Here is a 21,243-nt window from a genome sequence, read left to right as displayed (position 1 = left end):
ATTGTGGACTACATTGATTACTACAACAATAAACGAATTAAGATAAAACTAAAAGGACTCAGTCCTGTGCAATACAGAACTAAATCCTTCGGATAAATTAATTGTCTAACTTTTTGGGGTCAGTACAGAATCTCGCTTTTTTGTTGTGATTAGTCACCCAGTCCGATACGTTCGAAGATATCATCTACTCGTTTGGTGTAGTATGCAGGGTTAAAGATTTCATCGATTTCTTCTTGAGTCAGACGTGAGGTTACCTCTGGATCTGCCTCGAGAAGTGGTTTGAAGTCTACTTGATTATCCCATGATTGAGCTGTCTTCGGTTGAACAAGGTCGTAAGCTTGCTCACGCGTCATACCTTTCTCAATCAAGGTCAACATAGCACGTTGGCTAAAGATAAGACCGAAAGTTGAGTTCATGTTGCGGATCATGTTTTCTGGGAAGACTGTCAAGTTCTTGACGATATTTCCAAAACGGTTGAGCATGTAGTCAATCAAAATGGTTGTATCTGGTGTGATGATGCGCTCAGCTGATGAGTGGGAAATATCACGCTCGTGCCAGAGAGCCACATTTTCATAAGCTGTCACCATGTGACCACGGATAACACGCGCAAGACCCGTCATATTTTCAGAACCGATAGGGTTGCGTTTGTGAGGCATTGCTGATGAACCCTTTTGCCCCTTGGCAAAGAATTCTTCCACTTCGCGTTGTTCAGATTTTTGCAGACCACGGATTTCCGTCGCCATACGCTCGATTGAAGTCGCGATACTAGCAAGAACTGCAAAGTACTCAGCATGAAGGTCACGAGGAAGCACCTGTGTAGAGATTTCTTGAGCACGGATACCAAGCTTGTCGCAGACATACTGCTCTACGAATGGTGGGATATTGGCAAAGTTACCAACCGCACCAGAAATCTTACCAGCTTCCACACCAGCAGCCGCATGCTCGAAACGCTCGATGTTTCGTTTCATTTCGCTGTACCAAGTCGCCAATTTAAGACCGAAAGTTGTCGGCTCAGCGTGCACACCGTGGGTACGCCCCATCATGATGGTGAACTTGTGCTCCTTAGCCTTATCAGCGATGATGTTGGTGAAGTTTTCAAGATCACGACGGATGATGTCGTTGGCTTGCTTGTAAAGGTAACCGTAGGCCGTATCCACCACGTCGGTAGAAGTCAAACCATAGTGAACCCACTTGCGCTCTTCGCCAAGAGTCTCAGAAACCGCACGCGTGAAAGCCACCACATCGTGACGCGTCTCTTGCTCAATCTCCAAAATACGGTCGATGTCAAAGTCCGCTTTCTCGCGAATCAAAGCCACATCTTCCTTAGGGATTTCCCCCAACTCAGCCCATGCCTCGTCAGCCAAGATTTCCACCTCAAGCCAAGCACGGTATTTATTTTCTTCAGTCCAAATGTTCGCCATCTCTGGGCGAGAGTAACGGTTGATCATGTTGATTCTCCTTTAATAAAAACAATTGTAAAGTTCGATAAACTTTTTATGCAACGAAGTAGGTACAGTAAAATTTAATAAATAGCTTTCAAAAAGCTCTGTTCTATTTATAAGTTCCATTAAAAGTTTTAAATTTTTATACTGTCTAGAATTCTTATCCATTTCTGTTACAGTCGATTTTAGATTATATATTGATTTGCATGCCATATAATCAAATAACTTAGCAAAAATCCCAGCAATAACATCACTTATCTGCAACATAATATTTTTTTCAGAACTCTCAAAATTATATCTATCTTTAATTGTAGATTTTGACATACCAGTTTGGCACCAATGTTCTTCGATTACCGTCTCTTCATCAAACAAGTGAATTGATTTATCATATACAAAAATTTTATGACTGTATAGCTCAGAAAAGTTTTCAATTAAAATATCGTCTTGATTATGTGCCAATAATACTAATTTGTCTGTACTACTTTTCATACAATCCATTTTCTTTTTTATGCACCCTAACCATTCCTTATTCAATTCTCGTTTTGAAACACCTATCGAAACTGTTTCAAAATACTCTTTAATATTTTCCAAAAATTGAATGGAGTCTGCTTCTTTAATATTTGGATAATGAAAGTCATAAAACATTTCTGAAAATCTATTATATTCCAAAAACATTTTTGAATACACAAATTCCTTTAATTCACCAACATATACTTTATTCAATTTCATTGGGGTTATTGTATCGTGAATAATTTCATCGACAATATCGACAATTCCATAATAAAACACATTTAAAATACTTACATGAATATACAAATTTTTATCTTTAATAAATTTAAATAAATTTGTAAATTTATCTGTATCTATCATTTCAAAAAAAGTATGACTATTTTTTTTGATGAAATGCTTAAATTTAAATTCCTTAAAGTTAGCATTGTTGGTAAAGCCTAATAAATCATATAATTCTTCTTTTGAAATATCTTTTTCCTCTGTTGAAAAAACACCAGCGAGTGAAAAATTGACATTATCATTATTAAAACCTGTGCTCTTTAGTATATACTTCCTAATATTATTGGATTCATCATAATAAAAAAATAATTCTTCATCCGACTTTCTAAGATCACTAATATATTTAGCACTTTCTTTTATTTTTGAACTTATTATTTCCCAACTATCTCCTTTAATCATACCTTTAACCTTCTTCTCGTTTTAACTAACATCGCTATCTAAGCTTATTATACCATGACAAAATTATTATTTATACCAATTATAAATTTGCAACTGTAAAGTTCAAAACTCCTTCACGCTAGCCATAACTCCAAACAAGGTCGCATGACCCATGCGGTTATGCTTATAGTGGTCAGGGAATAAAAAATCTAAATTTCAGATTATTAACTTTTATCAAATTCCTGAAGTAAAATGTTCTAAACTATACCAAAACTTTTTCCAAAATCCATATATGGCCTTATCATCTTCATCAATGTAAAGACTACTTTTTAAAATAGTGTTTACAAACCGCATATCATAAGTAAAAGCCTGAACAGTAAGATAATATGCCAATAAAAATAAAACCACTATCAACATCAACTGCAGCAAAATACTAATCAGACTACTTTGTGAACTAGTACCCTCGCTAATTAATATCTTCGAAAGCTCCTCTTTGGTAATGAGAGTTATGAGAAAATTAATATAGGTTGTACCAACAAATATTGAAATGGTTGCTAAAATACCACAACTCCAGTTTGCAAAATTATTTATTTTATTTAATGACGATTCAATATCAGAAATTAACATTTCTGTATGCTCACTATCTAGAAAATTTCCTTTTTTAAAAGCCATCGTCAAATTTTTAATATTAATTTTCTCAAAAAGAACATTTAATCTATAGAGTACTCCCATAATTATTAGTAGAATTAGGAGCTTTCCTGAGACATCTGTTTTCTGTTGAGTATTTCCTATTGTAACAAAAATAGCTAGAAATCCATATAACAATAGGTATTTCAATACTTTACTCATAAGAGAATCAACTAAACTTATTTGAGATCTCAATAATCTTTTGATTTCAAAATACTTTAATGGCATACTATTCTTTAAAAATTAATCCCTTTCCAGCAGTAGTTGACTGACTTCTCTTGCTGACTTTATCAGCTACGACAAGCCTATTCAACCTTGCAGAGGTAAGACGACGGACCTTATAACTGGGGTCCTGTCTTACTCCTCAAACTCTTATTTCCCAATCCATACAGATGGATAGTGATCTAGTGTATTCAAATTTGTATCTAACTGCAAATCATAAATTGCCAAATAGTTTTCAGGACATTGAGCAACCAGCTCTTCATACTTAGCCTTCACTTTTTCGTGATCGTTACTAGCATACAAGACTTCGACGACTGCTCCGGTCTTATCCTTTTCAACAAATGCATTCACGATGATTTGAATCATAGATTCTCCCCATTAAATTCTAATCATTTTCTTCTTCCTCAGGATCTTCGTATGCAAAAAATTCAATCGAAAGTTTTATAGGACGGCTCGTTAATCCAAAACTCTTTATATAATCATAGACTTCATCATCATCGCGCGTATGCTCTATAACTAGCTGATTATTTGTTATCTCTACAATATGAATACCTTCTGCATCCGGAATTTCTGGGATGACTACATCATCCGCATAAGTAAATGTCAGAGTAGTAATATCATCTTCAAATACATCATCAAACTCTTCTATCATTTTAAAAATCAATCCCTTCTCCTAATTCAACCACACTATTTAGCGCATCACTAAACAAAGTTATATGCCCTACCCTACGGTTGTGCTTGTCTTCTATGGTCACTTATTTACCGCCCACTCCGCTGCTTTCTCTGCATGAATCACTGTTGTGTCATAGAGAGGCAGGTCGGTGTCGGATTGCTTGACGAGGAGACCTATCTCGGTACAACCCAAGATAACGGCCTCTGCGCCCGCCTTTTTCAAATCATCTATAACGGCAAGATAAGTCTGCTTTGAGCTTTCTTTGATGTTCCCTAGGCAAAGTTCGTCATAAATGATTCGATTGACCTCTGTAATACCAACTTGGTCTGGAATCAGCACTTCTAACCCAGACTCTATTAATTTCTCCTTATAAAAATCTTGAGTCATGGTGTACTTTGTTCCCAGGAGGCCGACCTTTTGAATACCATCAGCCAACAAGGCCTGCGCAGTTGCCTGCGCAATATGCAAGATTGGAATCGTAATCTTTTCTTGTATCTGCGGAGCAACCTTGTGCATGGTGTTTGTGCAAATAACGATGAAATCTACACCAGCTTGCTCCAAGCGCTGAGCAATATCTGCCAAAAGTTGACCGCTTTTCTCCCAGTCTCCGACTGCCTGATAATGCTCAACCTCCGCAAAATCAACACTGTAAAGCAGAATCTTAGCTGAATGCAAGCCACCCAGCTCTTTTTTGATGGTTTCATTGATGATTTGGTAGTAAGATGTGGTGCTTTCCCAACTCATACCACCAATCAGACCAATAGTTTTCATAGGCTAATTAAACTCCTCCTTGCTTATCACAACCGACGGATAGTGCGGCAAGCTACTTAGATCTGTATCCAACGGCGAATCATAGATAGCCAGATAATTGTTTGGATATTGAATCTTTAATTTCTGATATTGGCTTTTACTTTTTCATGGTCGACACTGGCAAAGAGCACTTCCACAACGGCGATTTCTTTTCCTTCCTCCACAAAAGCATTGACAATAATTTGAATCATAAACTGGTCTCCATTTAGCTTTAAAGATTATCATTTTTTGAGTCTTCATGTATAGAAAATTCAAATGAAATTCTCTCAGGATGTCTAGGCAGGCCGTAACTACTCAGATAATCCTTAACTTCCTTCACGGAACAAGAATATTCTAAGACTAGCTGATTACCAGCTCTCTCTAAAATATGAATCCCCTCTCTATCCGCAATCTCTGGAACAATAAAATCGTCCGTATAAGTCAGTGTTACGGTCGTTATTTCATCATCCAGCAATTCATCAAATTCTTCTGTCATTTCAAAAATCAATCCCCTCACCAAACTCAACCACACTATCCGGCGCATCACTAAACAAAGTCACATGTCCCATCTTGCGGTTGTGCTTCGCTTCTATTTTACCATACAGGTGGAAGTGGGCGCTTGGATTTTCTGTGACATATTGTTCAGCGGCCTCGACATGCTGGCCGAGGACATTGAGCATAACAGCTGGTGCATGAAGGTGGATTGCTGGAAGTAGCGCTCCTAGAACACCCAAGATATGGGTGTCAAACTGGGAGAAGTCGCAGGCTTCAATCGAGTAGTGCCCAGAGTTGTGTGGACGTGGAGCAATCTCGTTGACGATAATGTCATCAGCCGTCGCAAACATTTCCACGCAAAGGGTTCCAGATAGATTAAGCTGCTCTGCGATTTGCACTGCCATAGCTTTTGCTTTGTCAGCTAGACTAGCTGAAATGCGTGCAGGCACGATGGTTTTCGAAAGAATGTTGTTACGGTGGATATTTTCCTGAACTGGAAAAAACGTCACATCCCTGCCATTTCCTGACACGATGACAGAAATTTCAAGGTCAAAGTTGACAAATTCTTCCAAGACACAGTCTGCAGAATCAGCTAGCGCATAGGCTTCTGCCAAATCTGCTTCTGAGCGAATGACCTTTTGACCATGGCCATCGTAACCACCGGTCGCAGTCTTGAGGACATAGTTTTTAGAAAGGTCGATATCTGCCAAGTCTTGGCTTGAGGTCACAACCTTGTAAGGTGCCACAGTGACTTGAGCCTTGTTTGACAAAAAGTCCTTTTCAAAGATGCGATTTTGGGAAATACGGAGCAGGTCTGTCCCTTGAGGGAGTTGACCATCCTTGATGACAGCATCCAAACCGTCAGCATCGACATTTTCAAACTCATAGGTGAGGACATCGCAACGCTCCGCCAACTGACGGAGGGCATCCACATCATTATAAGGAGCCACGATGATTTCCGCTACACGAGAGGCTGGACAATCCGCCGCAGGATCCAGAGCGATAACCTTATGCCCCATGTAGATAGCAGAAATGGCCATCATCTGCCCTAGCTGACCGCCACCGATAATTCCGATTGTTTTAGATGAGCTCATTTGTAGACTCCTCTGCGATTTTTCCTTGTTCTTCTGCAAAATCTGCCAAAGCTGTCGCGATAGCCTGATCCTCTACTGATAGGAGACGGAGGGCAAAGAGGGCTGCGTTTGTCGCACCCGCTTCACCGATAGCCATAGTCGCAACAGGGACGCCACCCGGCATCTGTACTATAGAGTAGAGCGAGTCCACGCCACTAAGGGCACGAGACTTGACAGGCACACCAATGACTGGAAGGGTTGTTTTGGCAGCTACCATTCCTGGCAAATGGGCGGCACCACCAGCACCTGCGATGATGACCTTGATACCACGGCTACGAGCTTCTTCGGCATGTTTGAACATGAGATCAGGTGTGCGGTGAGCAGAGACAACTTTCTTTTCGTAGGCTACACCGAAGCGGTCTAGGACTTCGGCGGTTTTTTGCATGGTTGCCCAGTCGGATTTTGAGCCCATGATGATGGAAATAATTGGTTTCATTTCTTCTCCTTTTTTAATAATCGTCTAATGTAGTGCGGACGTAAGCGATCGCCTAAGGCGTTCCATTACTAAAACTGGAGCCTAAGTCTCCAGTTTTCCGCTCCTAGTAGCTATGCTACTAGGAGTTCCACTACTGCGACGATTATCCTATATTAGCTCGCTAACGCTCGCAAACCATACGACCATTAACGTATTTTGTGAATTTTTATTTTTCTTTTTGATAATGGTCTTAGGTGGTGGGGGCGGAAGCAAACCTTCGGTTTCATTCCTAAACTTTGAGCCTAAGGTCTCAAAGTTTCCCCCGACCAGAACAAGTTCTGTTCTGTTCTGGTCTTTTCACCAAAGCGACCATTATCGGGTTTAGCGACTTCGTCGCCTTTTCTTATATCTTTATCTAATTGCCTTGCTTCCGATATCCGTACGATAGAAAAGGCCTTCTGTGTTTTGTTTGTCAAGTTCCTTGTAGATGGTGTCTTGGGCTTCTTTGACGGTGTCTGCTGTGGTAACGAGCATATAGACACGTCCACCGTTTGATAGCAGTGCTCTGCTATTTTCCGCAAACTTAGCCCCTGCATAGTAGGTGATGATGTCGCCATCGGTTTTGGCTGGCAACTTGACACCCTTTTCATAGTCTAGCGGGTAGCCGTTCGATGCGACAACTACACCCAGCGTCACACCCTTATCTGTCCAGGTAATGGTTGGCTCCTTGCCATCGAGGATATCCGTGATATTTTGTGCAAGGTCAGATGTCAAACGAGGCAGAATAATTTGCGTTTCTGGATCTCCGAAGCGAGCGTTGAACTCGATGACCTTAGGTCCGTCTGCTGTTAAAATAAGCCCTGCGTAAAGGACACCAAGATAGGGGCGGTCTTCTTTAATCATCCCGTCAAGGACAGGCTTGACAATAGTATCAACCGCTGTGGCAACCACACTTTCTGGCAAGTGAGGAACTGGCGCATAGGCACCCATACCACCCGTGTTAGGCCCCTTGTCACCATCATAGGCACATTTGTGGTCCTGAGCCGTTGGCATGATGTAGAACTTGTCTCCATTGACAAAAGCAAAGAGAGAGAACTCTTCTCCGTCGAGGAATTCCTCAATAACTACACGCGCACCTGAATCACCGAATTTATTGTCCAAAAGCATCTCGTGAGCGGCTTCGACCGCTTGCTCAACCGTTTCAGCAACGACGACACCCTTACCAAGCGCTAAACCATCTGCCTTGACTACGATTGGAGAGCCTTTCTCCTCGATATAAGCCTTAGCTTCCTCGAAATCTGAGAAGGTCCCATAGGTTGCTGTCGGAACATCGTATTTGACCATGATTTCCTTAGCAAAATCCTTAGACCACTCCAACTCCGCTGCCAATCTTGTCGGACCAAAGGCTTTGAGTCCTGCTGCATTGAAATCATCCACGATCCCAGCCGCAAGGGCGTCATCTGGCCCAATGAAGGTCCAAGCAATATCGTTGGCTTTTGCAAACTCAATCAGTTTAGAATGTTCGGAAATAGAGATATTCACTAATTCCAGACCATCCAGAGTCATCCCATCATTCCCAGGAGCTACAAAGACTTTTTCAACGTCTTTTGATTCAAGTAACTTCTTAGCAATCGCATGTTCACGACCACCCGAACCGACAACTAACAGCTTCATCTCTCAACCTCTTTTGCGAATTATTTACTAACATTATATCATAAACGTTCGTTTTAATCTTGTTATATTCCGTTTTTTAAGCAAAAAAAGGAAAGAAACTGTTTTCTTCCCTTTTATCTTTTTAATGTCTAAAATGTCTTACGCCTATGATGACCATAGTCAAGCCGTATTTATCCGCGGCTTCGATGGATTCTTGGTCACGGACTGATCCTCCTGGCTGGATGATCGCCTTGATACCTGCTTTGGCGATTTCTTCCACGTTATCTGCAAATGGGAAGAAGGCATCTGAAGCAAGAACTGCGCCGTCAAGGCGGTCTTTGGCTTGGTCAATGGCGATACGAACAGAGGCCACACGGTTGGTTTGACCTGGGCCAACACCAAGTGTCATGTGGTCGTTGGTGATGATGATACCGTTTGATTTGACATACTTGATAGCCTTCCAAGCAAACTCAGGAGCCGTAATTTTTTTACGGAAATTGTTTTTTATGATATAATAATCCTAATAGGAGGATTGACAAATGCTAAAATACTTTTCTGTAAAGAATTATAAAAACTTTGAAGATGAAATCTCAATTGACTTTTCACAAGTCGGAGGTTATAAATTTAATGAGGACTGCTTATCAAATAATTTTTTGAGTAAAGTACTTATCTATGGTAGAAATGCTACAGGAAAATCCAATTTAGGTTTAGCATTATTTGATATTACCAAAAATCTTTCCAGTAGATCCTTAATTGATGATCAAAATTTAACATCTTTTTTAAATAACAACTCTGACAACGCTATTGCTACTTTTTGTTATATATTTTTTCATAATAACAATGAAATCAAATACATTTATACAAAAAATGAATATCAGATTATACAAACAGAATCACTATCTATAAATAACGAATTAGTTTGGAAAATAAATTTGTCTACTGACCCAATATCATATAATGCTGTGGAGGACATAGCCAATAAACTAGGTATCATAAACAACGATTTCAACATACTAATAGATAATTATCGAGATCAGATTTCAAGTGACAAGCAAGATTTAGACGGAGAAAACAGATCTTTTTTAACATGGCTGATAACTAACACCTCTAAGTCAAATGATTCTATTCTCACATATCTCCGAACATTTATCCGAAACATGGTGCTTATTAATCATGAAGCCCCTAAACATTTTATAAATCGTTGGTTCCAGCATACACTTGATCACAAAGAGACAGCAAAAGGACTGGAAGCATTTCTTAATAGCATGGGGATAAACTGTCACTTAGATTCAATAGAACAAATAGATGGGGATGATATGCTTTGTTTTGTTTATAAAAATAAAAATGTTCCGTTCTTTAGAGAAGCATCTAGTGGAACATTGGCTTTGACCAAATTCTATTTTAGAATCCTCTATATCATTGAACACTTCAATGCCAACAATCCTCCTAAATTTTTATTTTTCGATGAATTTGATGCTTTTTATCATTACGAACTTTCTGAAAATTTGATACGTCATTTAAAAAAAATATTTCCATACACCCAAATCATTTTGACTACCCACGATACAAATATTATGTCTAATGAGTTATTTAGACCCGACTGCTTGTTCATTTTATCTCAAAAAGGATTTATAACACCTTTAAACAAAGCAACTAAGCGAGAATTACGAGAGGGGCATAATTTAGAAAAGATGTACATTAGCGGAGAGTTTGCTGAATATGAATAATGTAACACGAGGTCAAACCCTTTTCATAGTCGAAGGCCATCATGAAAAAAATGAACTTTTTAAACTTATTATCGAAGTTTTCCCTGAACTTAGTATTACTGAAGAGAATATACATATTTTTGGCACAAACATCTACCAATTATACAATAAAATCCGCGAAGTATATGGGGAAGAATGGGATTATCCCTATAATGATGTGGATTTACCTTTTGTTTTAAATCAATCTGATCCTGAAAGATTTGGATCTATTGGCAGAAAAAGAAATTATAAAAATATTTTTTTAATTTTTGATTATGAAGGACAAGATCCCAACTTTTCTATTGACAAGATTCAGCAATTACAAAAATATTTCAGCGATGTAACCAATAATGGTCAACTCTACATAAACTATCCAATGGTTGAATCTTATTTTGATTTAGAAATTGATAAAGACTTAGAATTTCTAAACAAATCTTTAGAAAAAATTATGACCGGCAAGGAATATAAAGATATTGTTAAAAAAAAGGAACTTTACAAAGTATTCCAAGTTCCTTTCATCATTCCGAAACGATTAGAAAGGATTCTAGGTAGCTCTGCAATATTGCAACACGATACAGTTTCTAAAATATTAAACTGCTGCAGTTCTGAGTCTCTAAAAGAAATATGCAATGAATTAAATATAGATGACAAGAAAAAGGAAAATTTAAACTATTATCTAGATAAAAATTTTGAAACCTACTTCAATAATGAAATTTCTTATAATATCTACATAAAAATATTACTTAAGAGGATTGTAAAATTACAAATTTTAAAATACAACCGCATTATAACTTATCCCTGTTCAACACATATTTTATCTGAACAAGAATGTGACAATTTACAACAAACTAATGAATTTGACTATCTAAAATTATTAACCTTACAAAATGAAATGTCATCTACTGATAAACTATGGATCATAAATACTTTTCTATTATTTATAGCAGAATATAATCCAACATTACTAGATGATTAATCTTCTCCCTCTCATATAATCATAACCACCCGTCAATGAACCACACCTAACAGAGTGAGACGGACTAATAGTCACATAACAAAATTCAAAAAAATGAGCATTTCCGTAATTAGAAATGCTCATTTTCTTAATGTCTAAAATGTCTCACTCCTGTGAAGACCATGGTCAAGCCGTATTTATCCGCTGCTTCGATGGACTCTTGGTCACGGACGGAGCCACCGGGCTGGATGATGGCCTTGATACCTGCTTTGGCGATTTCTTCCACATTATCCGCAAATGGGAAGAAGGCATCAGAAGCCAGAACTGCACCGTCAAGGCGGTCGTTGGCTTGGTCAATGGCAATACGGACGGAAGCCACACGGTTGGTTTGACCTGGACCAACACCAAGTGTCATGTGGTCATTAGTCACGATGATTCCGTTTGATTTGACGTACTTGATAGCTTTCCAAGCGAACTCAAGGGCAGTTGCTTCTGTCTCAGTTGGCTGGCGTTTAGTCACCACTTGCCAGTCAGCCGGACTTCCCTTGACCACGTCTTGGTTTTGAACAAGAAGTCCACCGACAACACCTGTGTACTCTGCTTCCACTTCACTAGCATCTTGAGCATCAAATGGCAAGGCAAGGATGCGCAAGTTTTTCTTTTTGTTTGTCAAAATGGCTAGCGCTTCATCTGTATAGCTCGGTGCGATGATGATTTCAAGGAAGACACCGTGCATCTTCTCAGCTGTCGTAGCATCCACCTCACGGTTGAGAACGACGATTCCACCAAAGATAGACACTGGATCAGACTCATAAGCATAGTCCCAAGCAGTCTCGATGTCATCAGCCTGACCGATACCACATGGGTTCATGTGTTTGAGAGCCACAACGGTTGGACGTTCTTTGAAATCACGAATGATACGAATGGCCGCATCCGCATCGCGGATATTGTTGAAGGACAATTCCTTACCGTTGAGCTGTTTTGCTGAAGCAATCGAGTAATCCGTTGGCAAAGCTTTTTGGTAAAAGTCTGCATCCTGCTGAGGATTCTCCCCATAACGCATTGGTTGCTTGAGGTCGTAGGTCAAAGTGAGCTTTTCAGGTTTGCTTTCTCCAACTTGAGCTGTGAAATACTCTGCAATCAAGGCATCATAAGCTGCTGTGTGACGGAAAACCTTGGCTGCCAAACGTTGACGAGTTTCATAAGTCGTTTCACCATTTGCTACCAATTCGTCAAGCACAACAGCATAGTCAGAAGGATCTACCACAACGGTCACGCTGGCGTGATTCTTCGCTGCCGAACGAAGCATAGACGGACCACCGATATCGATGTTTTCGACTGCATCAGCGTACGTCACGTCTGGTTTAAGAATGGTTTCCTTGAATGGGTAAAGGTTGACCACAACAAGGTCGATCAATTCGATATTATTATCCTTAGCTGCTTCCAAGTGACTATCCAAGTCACGACGAGCAAGAAGACCACCGTGGATATTTGGGTGGAGGGTCTTCACACGACCATCCATCATTTCTGGAAAACCAGTCACATCATCAATCGCAATGGTCTCCACCCCAGCATTATCAAGGGCAACCTTGGTCCCACCTGTTGAGATGATGTCCCAACCGAGTTTTTTAAGTTCTTGGGCAAATTCAACAATGCCCGCTTTGTCTGAGACGCTGATTAAGGCGCGTTTTGTCATTGGTTCTCCTTATGTTATACTTTATCTTCTGCTGGGTCAACTTCAGCCCAGTGTTTACTATTTCTTTTACACTCCAACGCTGGAACCCTCTCGGTCACAATACGTTTCTCTTTCCCATTTGAGTCTCTTACTATATCCCACGCTATAGGTCTATTGTAATATTTCATCTTTCCATTACATATTGGACAGTGATCAATATTTATTTTCTCAAGAGTAAGTCTTTTGCCAATTCCACTAAGCGCATAATTAAATAGCAAAGGATGCCTAGTCTGTCTACTAGTAATCCTGCGTAATGAAAAAATAATTATTGTGATTAATAGAATTCCAATAAAGATAAACGTATAGCTTTGATTAACTCCTGTGGACACTTCTTGCTTAGAATTATTAAACCACTTCAGTACAGGTTCGAAGACTTTGAAGAGCGAAAATATGCTCCCTAACGAACTAAAGAAGCCCAGCCATGATAAGACAGCCATTGTAATCGGACTTCTCCAAATTGGTTCAGGTTCATAAGTAGCAACTTTTTCTGGCTGATCTTGATTAATTTGAATATTAACATCTCTACCAGCATTGTTATTCCAGTTGTTAAAACTATTATCCATCTTCTTTCCTCTCCACTCCCAAACTATCCAACACTTCCGGATATAGCTTATACTCCGCCTCATGAATCCGAGCTTCAAAGCTTTCGATGGTATCATCAGCCAGCCGTGGCACACGGACTTGTTTGATGACCTTGCCTGTATCCACACCTGAGTCCACCCAGTGAATGGTCACGCCACTCTCAGCAACGCCAGCATTCCAAGCATCCTCAATGCCATGAGCTCCTGGAAATTCTGGCAAATAGGCAGGATGAATGTTGATGATTCGACCTTCATAAGCAGCGAGCAAAGTCGGACCAACAATTTTCATGTAGCCCGCGAGACAAACCAAGTCAATCTGGTGTTCTTCCAAGAGTTCGACAAGAGCCGTTTCGTAGTCTGCTTTGTTCTCAAACTCCTTGAGTTCAAAAGTATAAGACAGAACGCCAAGCTTGGCAGCACGCTCGAGCACATAGGCGTCACGATGGTCTGAAAAGACAAACTCCACTGGAAATTCTTCAGCAATCACCTGAAAATTTGAGCCATTACCAGAGGCAAAAACCGCTATTTTTTTCATTTGATGATGACACTTTCGTTTTCTTTCTTGACGATGCGACCAATTTCATAGACTGGTTCATCCAACAATTTTTTGACACGTTCTACATTTTTAGGGCTAACTGCCAGCATGAGCCCTACGCCCATATTGAAAATTTCAAACATTTCTTCGTGTTTGATATGACCGTATTTTTCAAGGGCTTTGAAAATCGGAAGAACTGGAACCTTGCTTTCCTCAATCTCTGCAGCCAAGTCAGCCGCAAACATGCGAGGGACATTCTCGATAAATCCACCACCAGTGATGTGAGCAATGCCGTTGACCAACTCTTCCTTGATGAGTGGCAAGACAGCCTTGACATAGATACGAGTCGGCTCAAGAAGAACTTCCTTGAGTTGCTTGCCTTCCAATTCTGGCAAAACTTCCTCACCTGTATAGTCAGCAAAGACACGACGCACAAGAGAGTAACCGTTGGAGTGAATCCCACTGGAAGCCAACCCAAGAAGCACATCCCCTTCTGCCACTTTTGAGCCGTCAATGATTTGAGATTTTTCAGCCACACCGACCGCAAAACCAGCCAAGTCATAGTCATCTTCACCATACATACCTGGCATTTCAGCTGTTTCTCCACCGATGAGGGCTGCGCCTGCCTGCACACAACCTTCTGCTACACCAGCGACGACTTGTTCTAGCTTAGCTGGTTCATTCTTCCCTGTCGCCACATAATCTAGGAAATAGAGGGGCTCAGCACCTGCAGCGATGATATCATTGACACACATAGCCACACAGTCCTGCCCAATCGTGTCATGCTTGTCGTACTTGATAGCCAGCATGAGTTTGGTTCCGACACCATCAGTCCCTGAGATCAAGACAGGTTCTTTAACCCCAGTATTTGAAAGGTCAAACATGCCACCAAAGCCACCAAGAGCTCCCATGACACCTGTACGCTCCGTACGAGCCACATGCTTTTTGATTCGCTCAACAACTTCATAACCCGCTTCAACATCCACACCGGATTGCGCATAAGCATTTTTATTTGTCATCTTCTCTTCCTTTCCTTTCATGGAGAGTCTTTATCCATCTATTTGTAAAAACTGGTCTTGTCAGCCAAACTTCTACGGTATTCTTCTTCATAGTCGTAGAGAGGAGTTGGGTAGTCACCGTCAAAGTAAGCGACACAGAGACCACCATTCGGCGCATCTGTTTCAATCCCGATAGAGTTAATCAAGCCATCAATTGAAAGATAGGTCAAGCTATCCGCACCAATGATTTGGCAGGTTTCTTCAACCGTATGATTGGCAGCAATCAACTCCTGACGCGTCTGGATATCAATCCCATAGAAACATGGATAAGCTAGCGCAGGGCTACCAATCGCAACGTGAACCTCAGCCGCACCTGCTTCTTTCAAAAGCTGAACGATACGGCGAGAGGTTGTCCCACGAACAATGGAATCATCGACCATAACCACACGTTTGCCTTTGACAACACCTGAAACGGCAGACAGTTTCATCCGCACCCCTTGCTCCCGCAATTCTTGAGTCGGTTGGATAAAGGTGCGCTGGGTGTATTGGTTCTTGATAAGACCCATCTCATTTGGCAGTCCTGATTCTTCCGCAAAGCCCATAGCTGCGCTGAGTGACGAGTTGGGCACACCGACCACAATATCCGCCTCATGCTTAAATTCACGCGCTAATTGGGCACCCATACGTTTCCGTGCCGTATGAACATTGACACCGTGGATATTGGAGTCAGGGCGGGCAAAGTAGATATACTCCATAGAGCAGATCGCCAACTGGGTATCATTCGTATAACTATCGTACTGGATACCATTATCATCCACAATTACAATCTCTCCTGGTTTTACATCGCGAATCCACTCAGCACCGATGACTTCAAAGGCACAGGTTTCAGACGAAACCACCACCGCTCCGTTGGCCATTTTCCCAATAGAAAGCGGACGGAAACCATTTGGGTCAAGCGCCGCAATCAATTTATCCTCAAACAGCAAGATATAAGCAAAGCCACCTTTAACGAGACTAAGTGCTTCCTTGATTTTGCCCATTAGACTTGGATTGTGACTACGACGAATGAGATGAGCCAAGATTTCCGAGTCCGAAGTTGAGCTGAAAATCGCTCCTCTTTGTTCCAATTCTTGCTTGAGAGATTCTGCATTGGTCAGATTCCCATTATGAGCCAAACCAAACTGCATATCATGAAAACGGAAGAGGAAGGGCTGGATATTGTCTACAGAAGCTTCTCCCGCAGTCGCATAACGCACGTGCCCAATCGCTCCAGTCCCTGTCAATTTATCCAAATTAGCAGGATTTTTGAAGACTTCTGATAAAAGCCCCATATCACGATGGCGCTTCAATTGTCCATGGTCATTGGAGAGGATCCCTGCCCCCTCCTGACCACGGTGCTGAAGACTGTGGAGCCCAAAATAGGTCAATTTAGCAGCATCTGGATGTCCCCAGATACCAAAAACGCCACATTCTTCATTAAGAGATTTTACTTCGTATGTCATTTTTTATACCTTTTATTTCCCTGTGAAATAACGCACAGCCGACGCGAACAGATGCTGGTCTTTATTTCCTGGGATGTTTTGAAAGAGACCGTCTTCATAACGTTCTGAGTGACCCATCTTACCGATGATTTGGCCGTTCTTGTTGGTAATTCCTTCGATAGCGTTGACTGAACCATTTGGATTGTACTTAGAGTCCATGCTTGGTTTGCCGTCAAAGTCAACGTATTGGCTAAAGATTTGGCCATTGTCACGGAGTTCCGCAAATTCTTCAGCCGTCACGACAAACTTCCCTTCTCCGTGCGATACTGGGATGGCATGGATATCACCAACTTTCACTCCAGCAAGCCATGGTGAGTTAGTATTGGCAATGCGAGTTTCCACCATCTTGGCCACGTGTTGGTTGGCATCATTGTAGAAGAGGGTTGGGCTGGTACTGCTGGCATCTTCAAAGTTCCCGTATGGAAGAAGACCTGATTTGACGAGGGCTTGGAATCCATTACAGATACCAATAATCAAGCCACCACGAGCGATAAAGCTATCAATAGCTACACGCACTTTTTCATTAAGCAGGATGTTAACGATAAACTTAGCTGAACCATCTGGCTCGTCCGCAGCTGAGAATCCACCTGCAAAGAAGAGGATGTTAGCCTTGCCGATGTTGTCAACCATGGTTTCAACTGACTTGACAATGGCTTCTTCATTGAGTGTCACGAATGGTACCAAGTTAACCTCTGCACCCTCTTTTTCAAAAGCCTTGGCTGAGTCATATTCTGAGTTGGTTCCTGGGAATACTGGGATGTAAACCACAGGTGTTTCAACTCTTTCTTTGGCTTTAATCACAGCATCTGATGCCATAGCAGGTACTTCTTCCAGTTCTTTCGCTTGGGCAAATTCAGTAGGATAGACTGCTTCCAATGTCCCTTGGAAGGCACTGTCAAGCTTGTGTCCATCTAGCTTCACACCGTTGACAAGAAGTGTAAAGTCTGCTTTCGTTTGACCGATCTTCTCCACCCCAGCGATTTCTTCAGGAGATGTGAAGACAAATCCGCCTAATTGAGCTGTCAAAGAACTTTCAAGTTCAGGCAAGATTACCTCTGCACCGATATGATTTCCAAAAGTAGCAAGAGCTAAACTTTCAAGGACACCACCATATTTGACAGCTGAAGTAGATGTCACTTTGTGAGCCTTTTGAAGGGCTTCAAACTGAGCAAAGTTTTTCTTAATTAAGTCAAAGTCAATATTAGCAGAAAGGGCTTGACCTGGGATGTAGTAGATATTTTCACCAGCATCCTTAAATTCTGGAGAAAGGACCTTACGGCTATCTGCTGTTGTCACCCCAAAAGCAACCAGGGTTGGTGGCACCGTCAATTCTTCAAAGGTACCAGACATAGAGTCCTTACCACCGATAGATGGCAAACCAAGTTGGATTTGTGCTTCGATAGAGCCTAGAAGAGCTGCTACTGGCTGACCAAAACGCTCCGCTTGCTTGTCCATACGCTCGAAGTACTCTTGGTAAGAGAAACGAGCCTTAGACCAGTTAGCACCAGCAGCCACCAAACGAGCAGTTGCTTCGATAACTGCATAGGCAGCACCATGGTATGGAGACCATTCTGCTAGATAAGGGTTAAATCCTTGTGCCATAACAGAGGCTGTTGTTGTCACACCGTGTTGAACTGGCAATTTTTGCACAGAAGCCTCAGTTGGTGTGAGTTGGTAGCGACCACCAAGTGGGTGGTTGACCGTAGAACGACCGACCGAACAGTCAAAGATGGTCTGCAAGCCTTTTTGACTCGCATGGTTGAGGTCAGATAGAACCGCAAGAGTATCTGTTTCCAGTGTTTCAACACTCGTCTTGCGCTCTTCTGGGAGCTTGACATCCTTGTCCACCACCTTGGCATCGACAACGACACGCACACCGTTGGTATCAAGGAAACAGCGTTCCAAGTCAACAATCGTTTCACCATTCCAGTGCATGACTAGATTTGGTTTTTCAGTCACTGTCGCAACTACAACAGCATCAATATTTTCTTTGTTACATTCCGCAACGAAGGCATCTACATCTTCAGGACGAACCACAACTGCCATCCGTTCTTGAGATTCAGAGATGGCAATTTCGGTACCATTCAAGCCTTGGTATTTAAGAGGAACCTTATTGAGGTCGATTTCAAGACCGTCTGCCAATTCACCGATGGCCACACAGACACCACCCGCACCAAAGTCGTTGGATTTCTTGATAAGACGAGTGACATCGCCATTACGGAAGAGGCGCTGAATCTTGCGTTCTTCGATAGCATTCCCCTTTTGAACCTCAGCTCCAGCAGTCTCTACAGACTCAACTGTTTGAACCTTAGAAGAACCAGTCGCACCACCGACACCATCACGTCCAGTCTTACCACCGAGCAGGATAATGACATCTCCCGCTTCCGGTTTTTCACGGACAACATTGCCCTTGGGAGCAGCACCGACAACGGCACCAAGCTCCATACGTTTAGCAACGAAACCTGGGTGGAAGTATTCACGAACGTAGGTCGTCGCAAGGCCAATTTGGTTCCCATATGAAGAATAACCATGAGCCGCGGTTTTAGAAATAACTTGTTGTGGCAATTTACCAGCACGTGTTTCAGCGATTGGCGTTGTAATATCTCCAGCACCTGAGATACGCATAGCTTGATAAACGTAGGAACGACCTGACAACGGGTCACGAATAGCACCACCGATACAGGTTGCAGCCCCACCAAATGGTTCGATTTCAGTTGGGTGGTTGTGGGTTTCATTCTTGAACATGAGGAGCCATGGTTCTTTGACACCATTGACATCTACTTCAATTTCAACTGAACAAGCATTGATCTCGTCAGACACTTCCATATCGTCCAAACGTCCATTAGCACGCTCATAACGACCGAAAATAGTCGCCATATCCATCAAGGTTTGCGGTTTTTCAGAGCGCCCCAACTCCTCACGCATGGCAATATACTTGTCATAGGTTGACTGCAATTGCTTTTGGAATCTAGAAGCTGAGAAATCAATTTGCTTCAACTCAGTCTCAAAAGTTGTGTGACGGCAGTGGTCAGACCAGTAAGTATCCAGAACCTTGAGCTCCGTCTCAGTTGGCACGCGCCCGATTGACTTAAAGTAGTCTTGGATAAAGAGCAAATCATCTACTTCCATGGCCATCCCTTGCTCAGCCTTGTAGCGGGCAAAGTCTTCTGCTTTATAGCTTTCAAAGAAAGTCAATTTTGGAATGGTCTTGTCTGACTCTGAAAATTCCTGCTTGGCAATCCCTGTCGTGATATCCTTGAAACGAGAATCCACTGGATTGAGCAGGTAGTTCTTGACCGCTTCTAGCTCAGTCGCATCGATATCTTTATTAACTAAGTAAAGTTGAGCTGTGTTGACCGTTACATCACTTGAACTACCAAGCAAGAGCAAGGCTTCCTGTGAAGATGCTGCACGTTGGTCAAACTGTCCTGGCAGGCTTTCGATAGCAAAGAAAGCATAATTGGCAAGATCAGCCTGCACAGCCGCTTCATCCAAGACATGGTCGGTCACCTGCTCAGAGAAGATGTGTTTCTCTGCGGGCGCAAACAAATCCTCTGACAAATCAAAGACATCATAAACTTGCACAATGCGAATACTTTTCAAAGTTGACAGTCCCAAGTTGTGCTGGAGTTCTCTCACCAAACTCTCTGACTTGACCTGAAAATCAGCCTTTTTTTCAACAAAAATACGTTTATTCATCAATTCTTATTCCTCTATTTCAGCTCTTGCAATGTTCTCAAACAGCCTTTAGGTTGTTATTTTAAACCTTGTAACTTTTCCCAGACAACTTCGTAAACGTCTGTTAGTTCTCCCAATCCTCTACGGAAAACATCCTTGTCCATGTGGTTGCCATCCGCATCCCACAAACGGCAGTTGTCTGGTGAAAATTCGTCTGCCAAGATAATCTTGCCATCCTTATCAAAACCGAACTCTAGCTTAAAGTCAATCAACTTAAGCCCAATCTTAGCAAACCAGGCTTTCAAGAGTTCATTGATACGACGCGTTTCTTCCTTCAAGTAAGCAATCTGCTGATCATCCGCAATCTTTAGGAACTTCACATGCTCGTCATTGATAAAGGGATCATCCAAATCATCGTTTTTATAGTAAAATTCGACAATCGGAGTTTCCAAAGCGATGCCCTCTTCCACACCAAAACGTTTTGAAAATGAACCAGCTGTATAGTTGCGAAGCACAACTTCCAAAGGAATAATCTCAACCTTTTTATTGAGTTGTTCCGTGTCTGAAAGTTTCTCAACAAAGTGAGTCGCCACACCAGCAGCGTTTAATTTCTCAAAAATAAAAGATGAAATCTGATTATTCAACACTCCCTTGCCCGCAATCTGCTCCTTCTTGACACCATTGAAAGCAGTCGCCTGGTCTTTGTAAGTTGAAATAATAAGATTTTCATCCTCAGTTGTATAGATATCCTTGGCTTTTCCCGAATAGATCAATTCTTTTGACATGTTAAAGTTCGCCT

The 21,243-nt window shown here is 41.6% G+C and carries 20 protein-coding genes and 3 pseudogenes; 3 read left to right on the top strand and 20 right to left on the bottom strand.

The annotated features are described in order from the left end of the window. Positions 1-96 (top strand): IS3 family transposase (locus tag DF216_RS09315; protein WP_164979025.1); only part of this gene is annotated, 96 nt, incomplete at its 5' end. 53 nt (positions 97-149) lie between these two features. On the opposite strand, the gene purB is transcribed toward DF216_RS09315, so the two are convergent. The 13 genes and pseudogenes from purB to DF216_RS09245 all read right to left on the bottom strand — a co-directional run. Beyond that, positions 150-1,448: an adenylosuccinate lyase gene (gene purB, locus DF216_RS09310; RefSeq protein ID WP_129326665.1), complete on the bottom strand. Its 1,299-nt coding sequence runs from the start codon at positions 1,446-1,448 to the stop codon at positions 150-152. Between the two features lie 12 nt (positions 1,449-1,460). Continuing rightward, the gene (locus DF216_RS09305; protein WP_129326664.1) at positions 1,461-2,630 is read right to left on the bottom strand and encodes a DUF3800 domain-containing protein; all 1,170 of its coding nucleotides are present in this window, start codon (positions 2,628-2,630) and stop codon (positions 1,461-1,463) included. 213 nt (positions 2,631-2,843) lie between these two features. Further along, entirely contained in the window at positions 2,844-3,458 is a 615-nt protein-coding gene (locus DF216_RS09300) for an integrator complex subunit 13 (protein WP_230454487.1), read from the bottom strand. Between the two features lie 210 nt (positions 3,459-3,668). Continuing rightward, positions 3,669-3,884 (bottom strand): phosphoribosylaminoimidazole carboxylase, encoded by a 216-nt coding sequence (locus tag DF216_RS09295; protein ID WP_129326663.1) that lies wholly within the window; start codon positions 3,882-3,884, stop codon positions 3,669-3,671. A gap of 19 nt (positions 3,885-3,903) precedes the next feature. Then, complete coding sequence (locus DF216_RS09290) at positions 3,904-4,170, bottom strand: hypothetical protein (RefSeq protein WP_129326667.1); 267 nt, start codon at positions 4,168-4,170, stop codon at positions 3,904-3,906. A 1-nt stretch (position 4,171) separates the two neighbouring features. Then, a pseudogene (locus DF216_RS11060) lies at positions 4,172-4,267 on the bottom strand (phosphoribosylaminoimidazole carboxylase); the annotation flags it as partial. Positions 4,268-4,269: 2 nt separating this feature from the next. Further along, positions 4,270-4,962, bottom strand: coding sequence for an aspartate/glutamate racemase family protein (locus tag DF216_RS09280; RefSeq protein WP_129326662.1), 693 nt, complete (start codon positions 4,960-4,962; stop codon positions 4,270-4,272). 3 nt (positions 4,963-4,965) lie between these two features. After that, positions 4,966-5,192 (bottom strand): annotated as a pseudogene (locus DF216_RS09275) (phosphoribosylaminoimidazole carboxylase). A 20-nt stretch (positions 5,193-5,212) separates the two neighbouring features. After that, on the bottom strand, positions 5,213-5,476 hold the full coding sequence (locus DF216_RS09270; RefSeq protein ID WP_129326661.1) for a hypothetical protein: 264 nt from the start codon (positions 5,474-5,476) through the stop codon (positions 5,213-5,215). A 1-nt stretch (position 5,477) separates the two neighbouring features. Next, positions 5,478-6,569, bottom strand: coding sequence for a 5-(carboxyamino)imidazole ribonucleotide synthase (purK, locus tag DF216_RS09265; RefSeq protein ID WP_240659328.1), 1,092 nt, complete (start codon positions 6,567-6,569; stop codon positions 5,478-5,480). Continuing rightward, positions 6,556-7,044: a 5-(carboxyamino)imidazole ribonucleotide mutase gene (purE, locus tag DF216_RS09260; protein WP_000802563.1), complete on the bottom strand. Its 489-nt coding sequence runs from the start codon at positions 7,042-7,044 to the stop codon at positions 6,556-6,558. Before purE ends, purK begins: the two co-directional genes overlap by 14 nt. Positions 7,045-7,434: 390 nt before the next feature. After that, positions 7,435-8,697, bottom strand: a complete 1,263-nt coding sequence (purD, locus tag DF216_RS09250; RefSeq protein ID WP_129326659.1) for a phosphoribosylamine--glycine ligase — start codon at positions 8,695-8,697, stop codon at positions 7,435-7,437. Between the two features lie 121 nt (positions 8,698-8,818). Continuing rightward, positions 8,819-9,157 (bottom strand): annotated as a pseudogene (locus DF216_RS09245) (IMP cyclohydrolase); the annotation flags it as partial. A gap of 58 nt (positions 9,158-9,215) precedes the next feature. Between DF216_RS09245 and DF216_RS09240 the strand changes: the two are divergent. Both DF216_RS09240 and DF216_RS09235 read left to right on the top strand, forming a co-directional pair. Then, positions 9,216-10,403 (top strand): AAA family ATPase, encoded by a 1,188-nt coding sequence (locus tag DF216_RS09240; protein WP_129326658.1) that lies wholly within the window; start codon positions 9,216-9,218, stop codon positions 10,401-10,403. Beyond that, positions 10,396-11,397, top strand: a complete 1,002-nt coding sequence (locus DF216_RS09235; RefSeq protein WP_129326657.1) for a hypothetical protein — start codon at positions 10,396-10,398, stop codon at positions 11,395-11,397. The genes DF216_RS09240 and DF216_RS09235 overlap by 8 nt, the downstream gene beginning before the upstream one ends. 127 nt (positions 11,398-11,524) lie before the next feature. On the opposite strand, the gene purH is transcribed toward DF216_RS09235, so the two are convergent. The 7 genes from purH to purC are packed head-to-tail and all read right to left on the bottom strand — an operon-like array spanning position 11,525 to position 21,229. Next, complete coding sequence (gene purH / locus DF216_RS09230; RefSeq protein WP_129326656.1) at positions 11,525-13,072, bottom strand: bifunctional phosphoribosylaminoimidazolecarboxamide formyltransferase/IMP cyclohydrolase; 1,548 nt, start codon at positions 13,070-13,072, stop codon at positions 11,525-11,527. A gap of 14 nt (positions 13,073-13,086) precedes the next feature. After that, the gene (locus tag DF216_RS09225) at positions 13,087-13,674 is read right to left on the bottom strand and encodes a hypothetical protein (RefSeq protein ID WP_129326655.1); all 588 of its coding nucleotides are present in this window, start codon (positions 13,672-13,674) and stop codon (positions 13,087-13,089) included. Continuing rightward, the gene (purN, locus tag DF216_RS09220) at positions 13,667-14,227 is read right to left on the bottom strand and encodes a phosphoribosylglycinamide formyltransferase (protein ID WP_129326654.1); all 561 of its coding nucleotides are present in this window, start codon (positions 14,225-14,227) and stop codon (positions 13,667-13,669) included. Before purN ends, DF216_RS09225 begins: the two co-directional genes overlap by 8 nt. After that, on the bottom strand, positions 14,224-15,246 hold the full coding sequence (gene purM / locus DF216_RS09215; RefSeq protein ID WP_129326653.1) for a phosphoribosylformylglycinamidine cyclo-ligase: 1,023 nt from the start codon (positions 15,244-15,246) through the stop codon (positions 14,224-14,226). Before purM ends, purN begins: the two co-directional genes overlap by 4 nt. Positions 15,247-15,284: 38 nt before the next feature. Further along, positions 15,285-16,727, bottom strand: coding sequence for an amidophosphoribosyltransferase (purF, locus tag DF216_RS09210; protein WP_129326652.1), 1,443 nt, complete (start codon positions 16,725-16,727; stop codon positions 15,285-15,287). A gap of 12 nt (positions 16,728-16,739) precedes the next feature. Next, positions 16,740-20,465, bottom strand: a complete 3,726-nt coding sequence (locus tag DF216_RS09205; RefSeq protein ID WP_129326651.1) for a phosphoribosylformylglycinamidine synthase — start codon at positions 20,463-20,465, stop codon at positions 16,740-16,742. 56 nt (positions 20,466-20,521) lie between these two features. Next, positions 20,522-21,229: a phosphoribosylaminoimidazolesuccinocarboxamide synthase gene (gene purC / locus DF216_RS09200; protein ID WP_125828027.1), complete on the bottom strand. Its 708-nt coding sequence runs from the start codon at positions 21,227-21,229 to the stop codon at positions 20,522-20,524. Between the last annotated feature and the right edge of the window lie 14 nt (positions 21,230-21,243).

Source organism: Streptococcus oralis, assembly GCF_004127215.1.
Classification (GTDB): Bacteria; Bacillota; Bacilli; order Lactobacillales; family Streptococcaceae; genus Streptococcus; species Streptococcus oralis_BD.
Note: the sequence above shows the minus strand (reverse complement) of the source record. Positions and strands in the feature narration are given on the sequence as shown.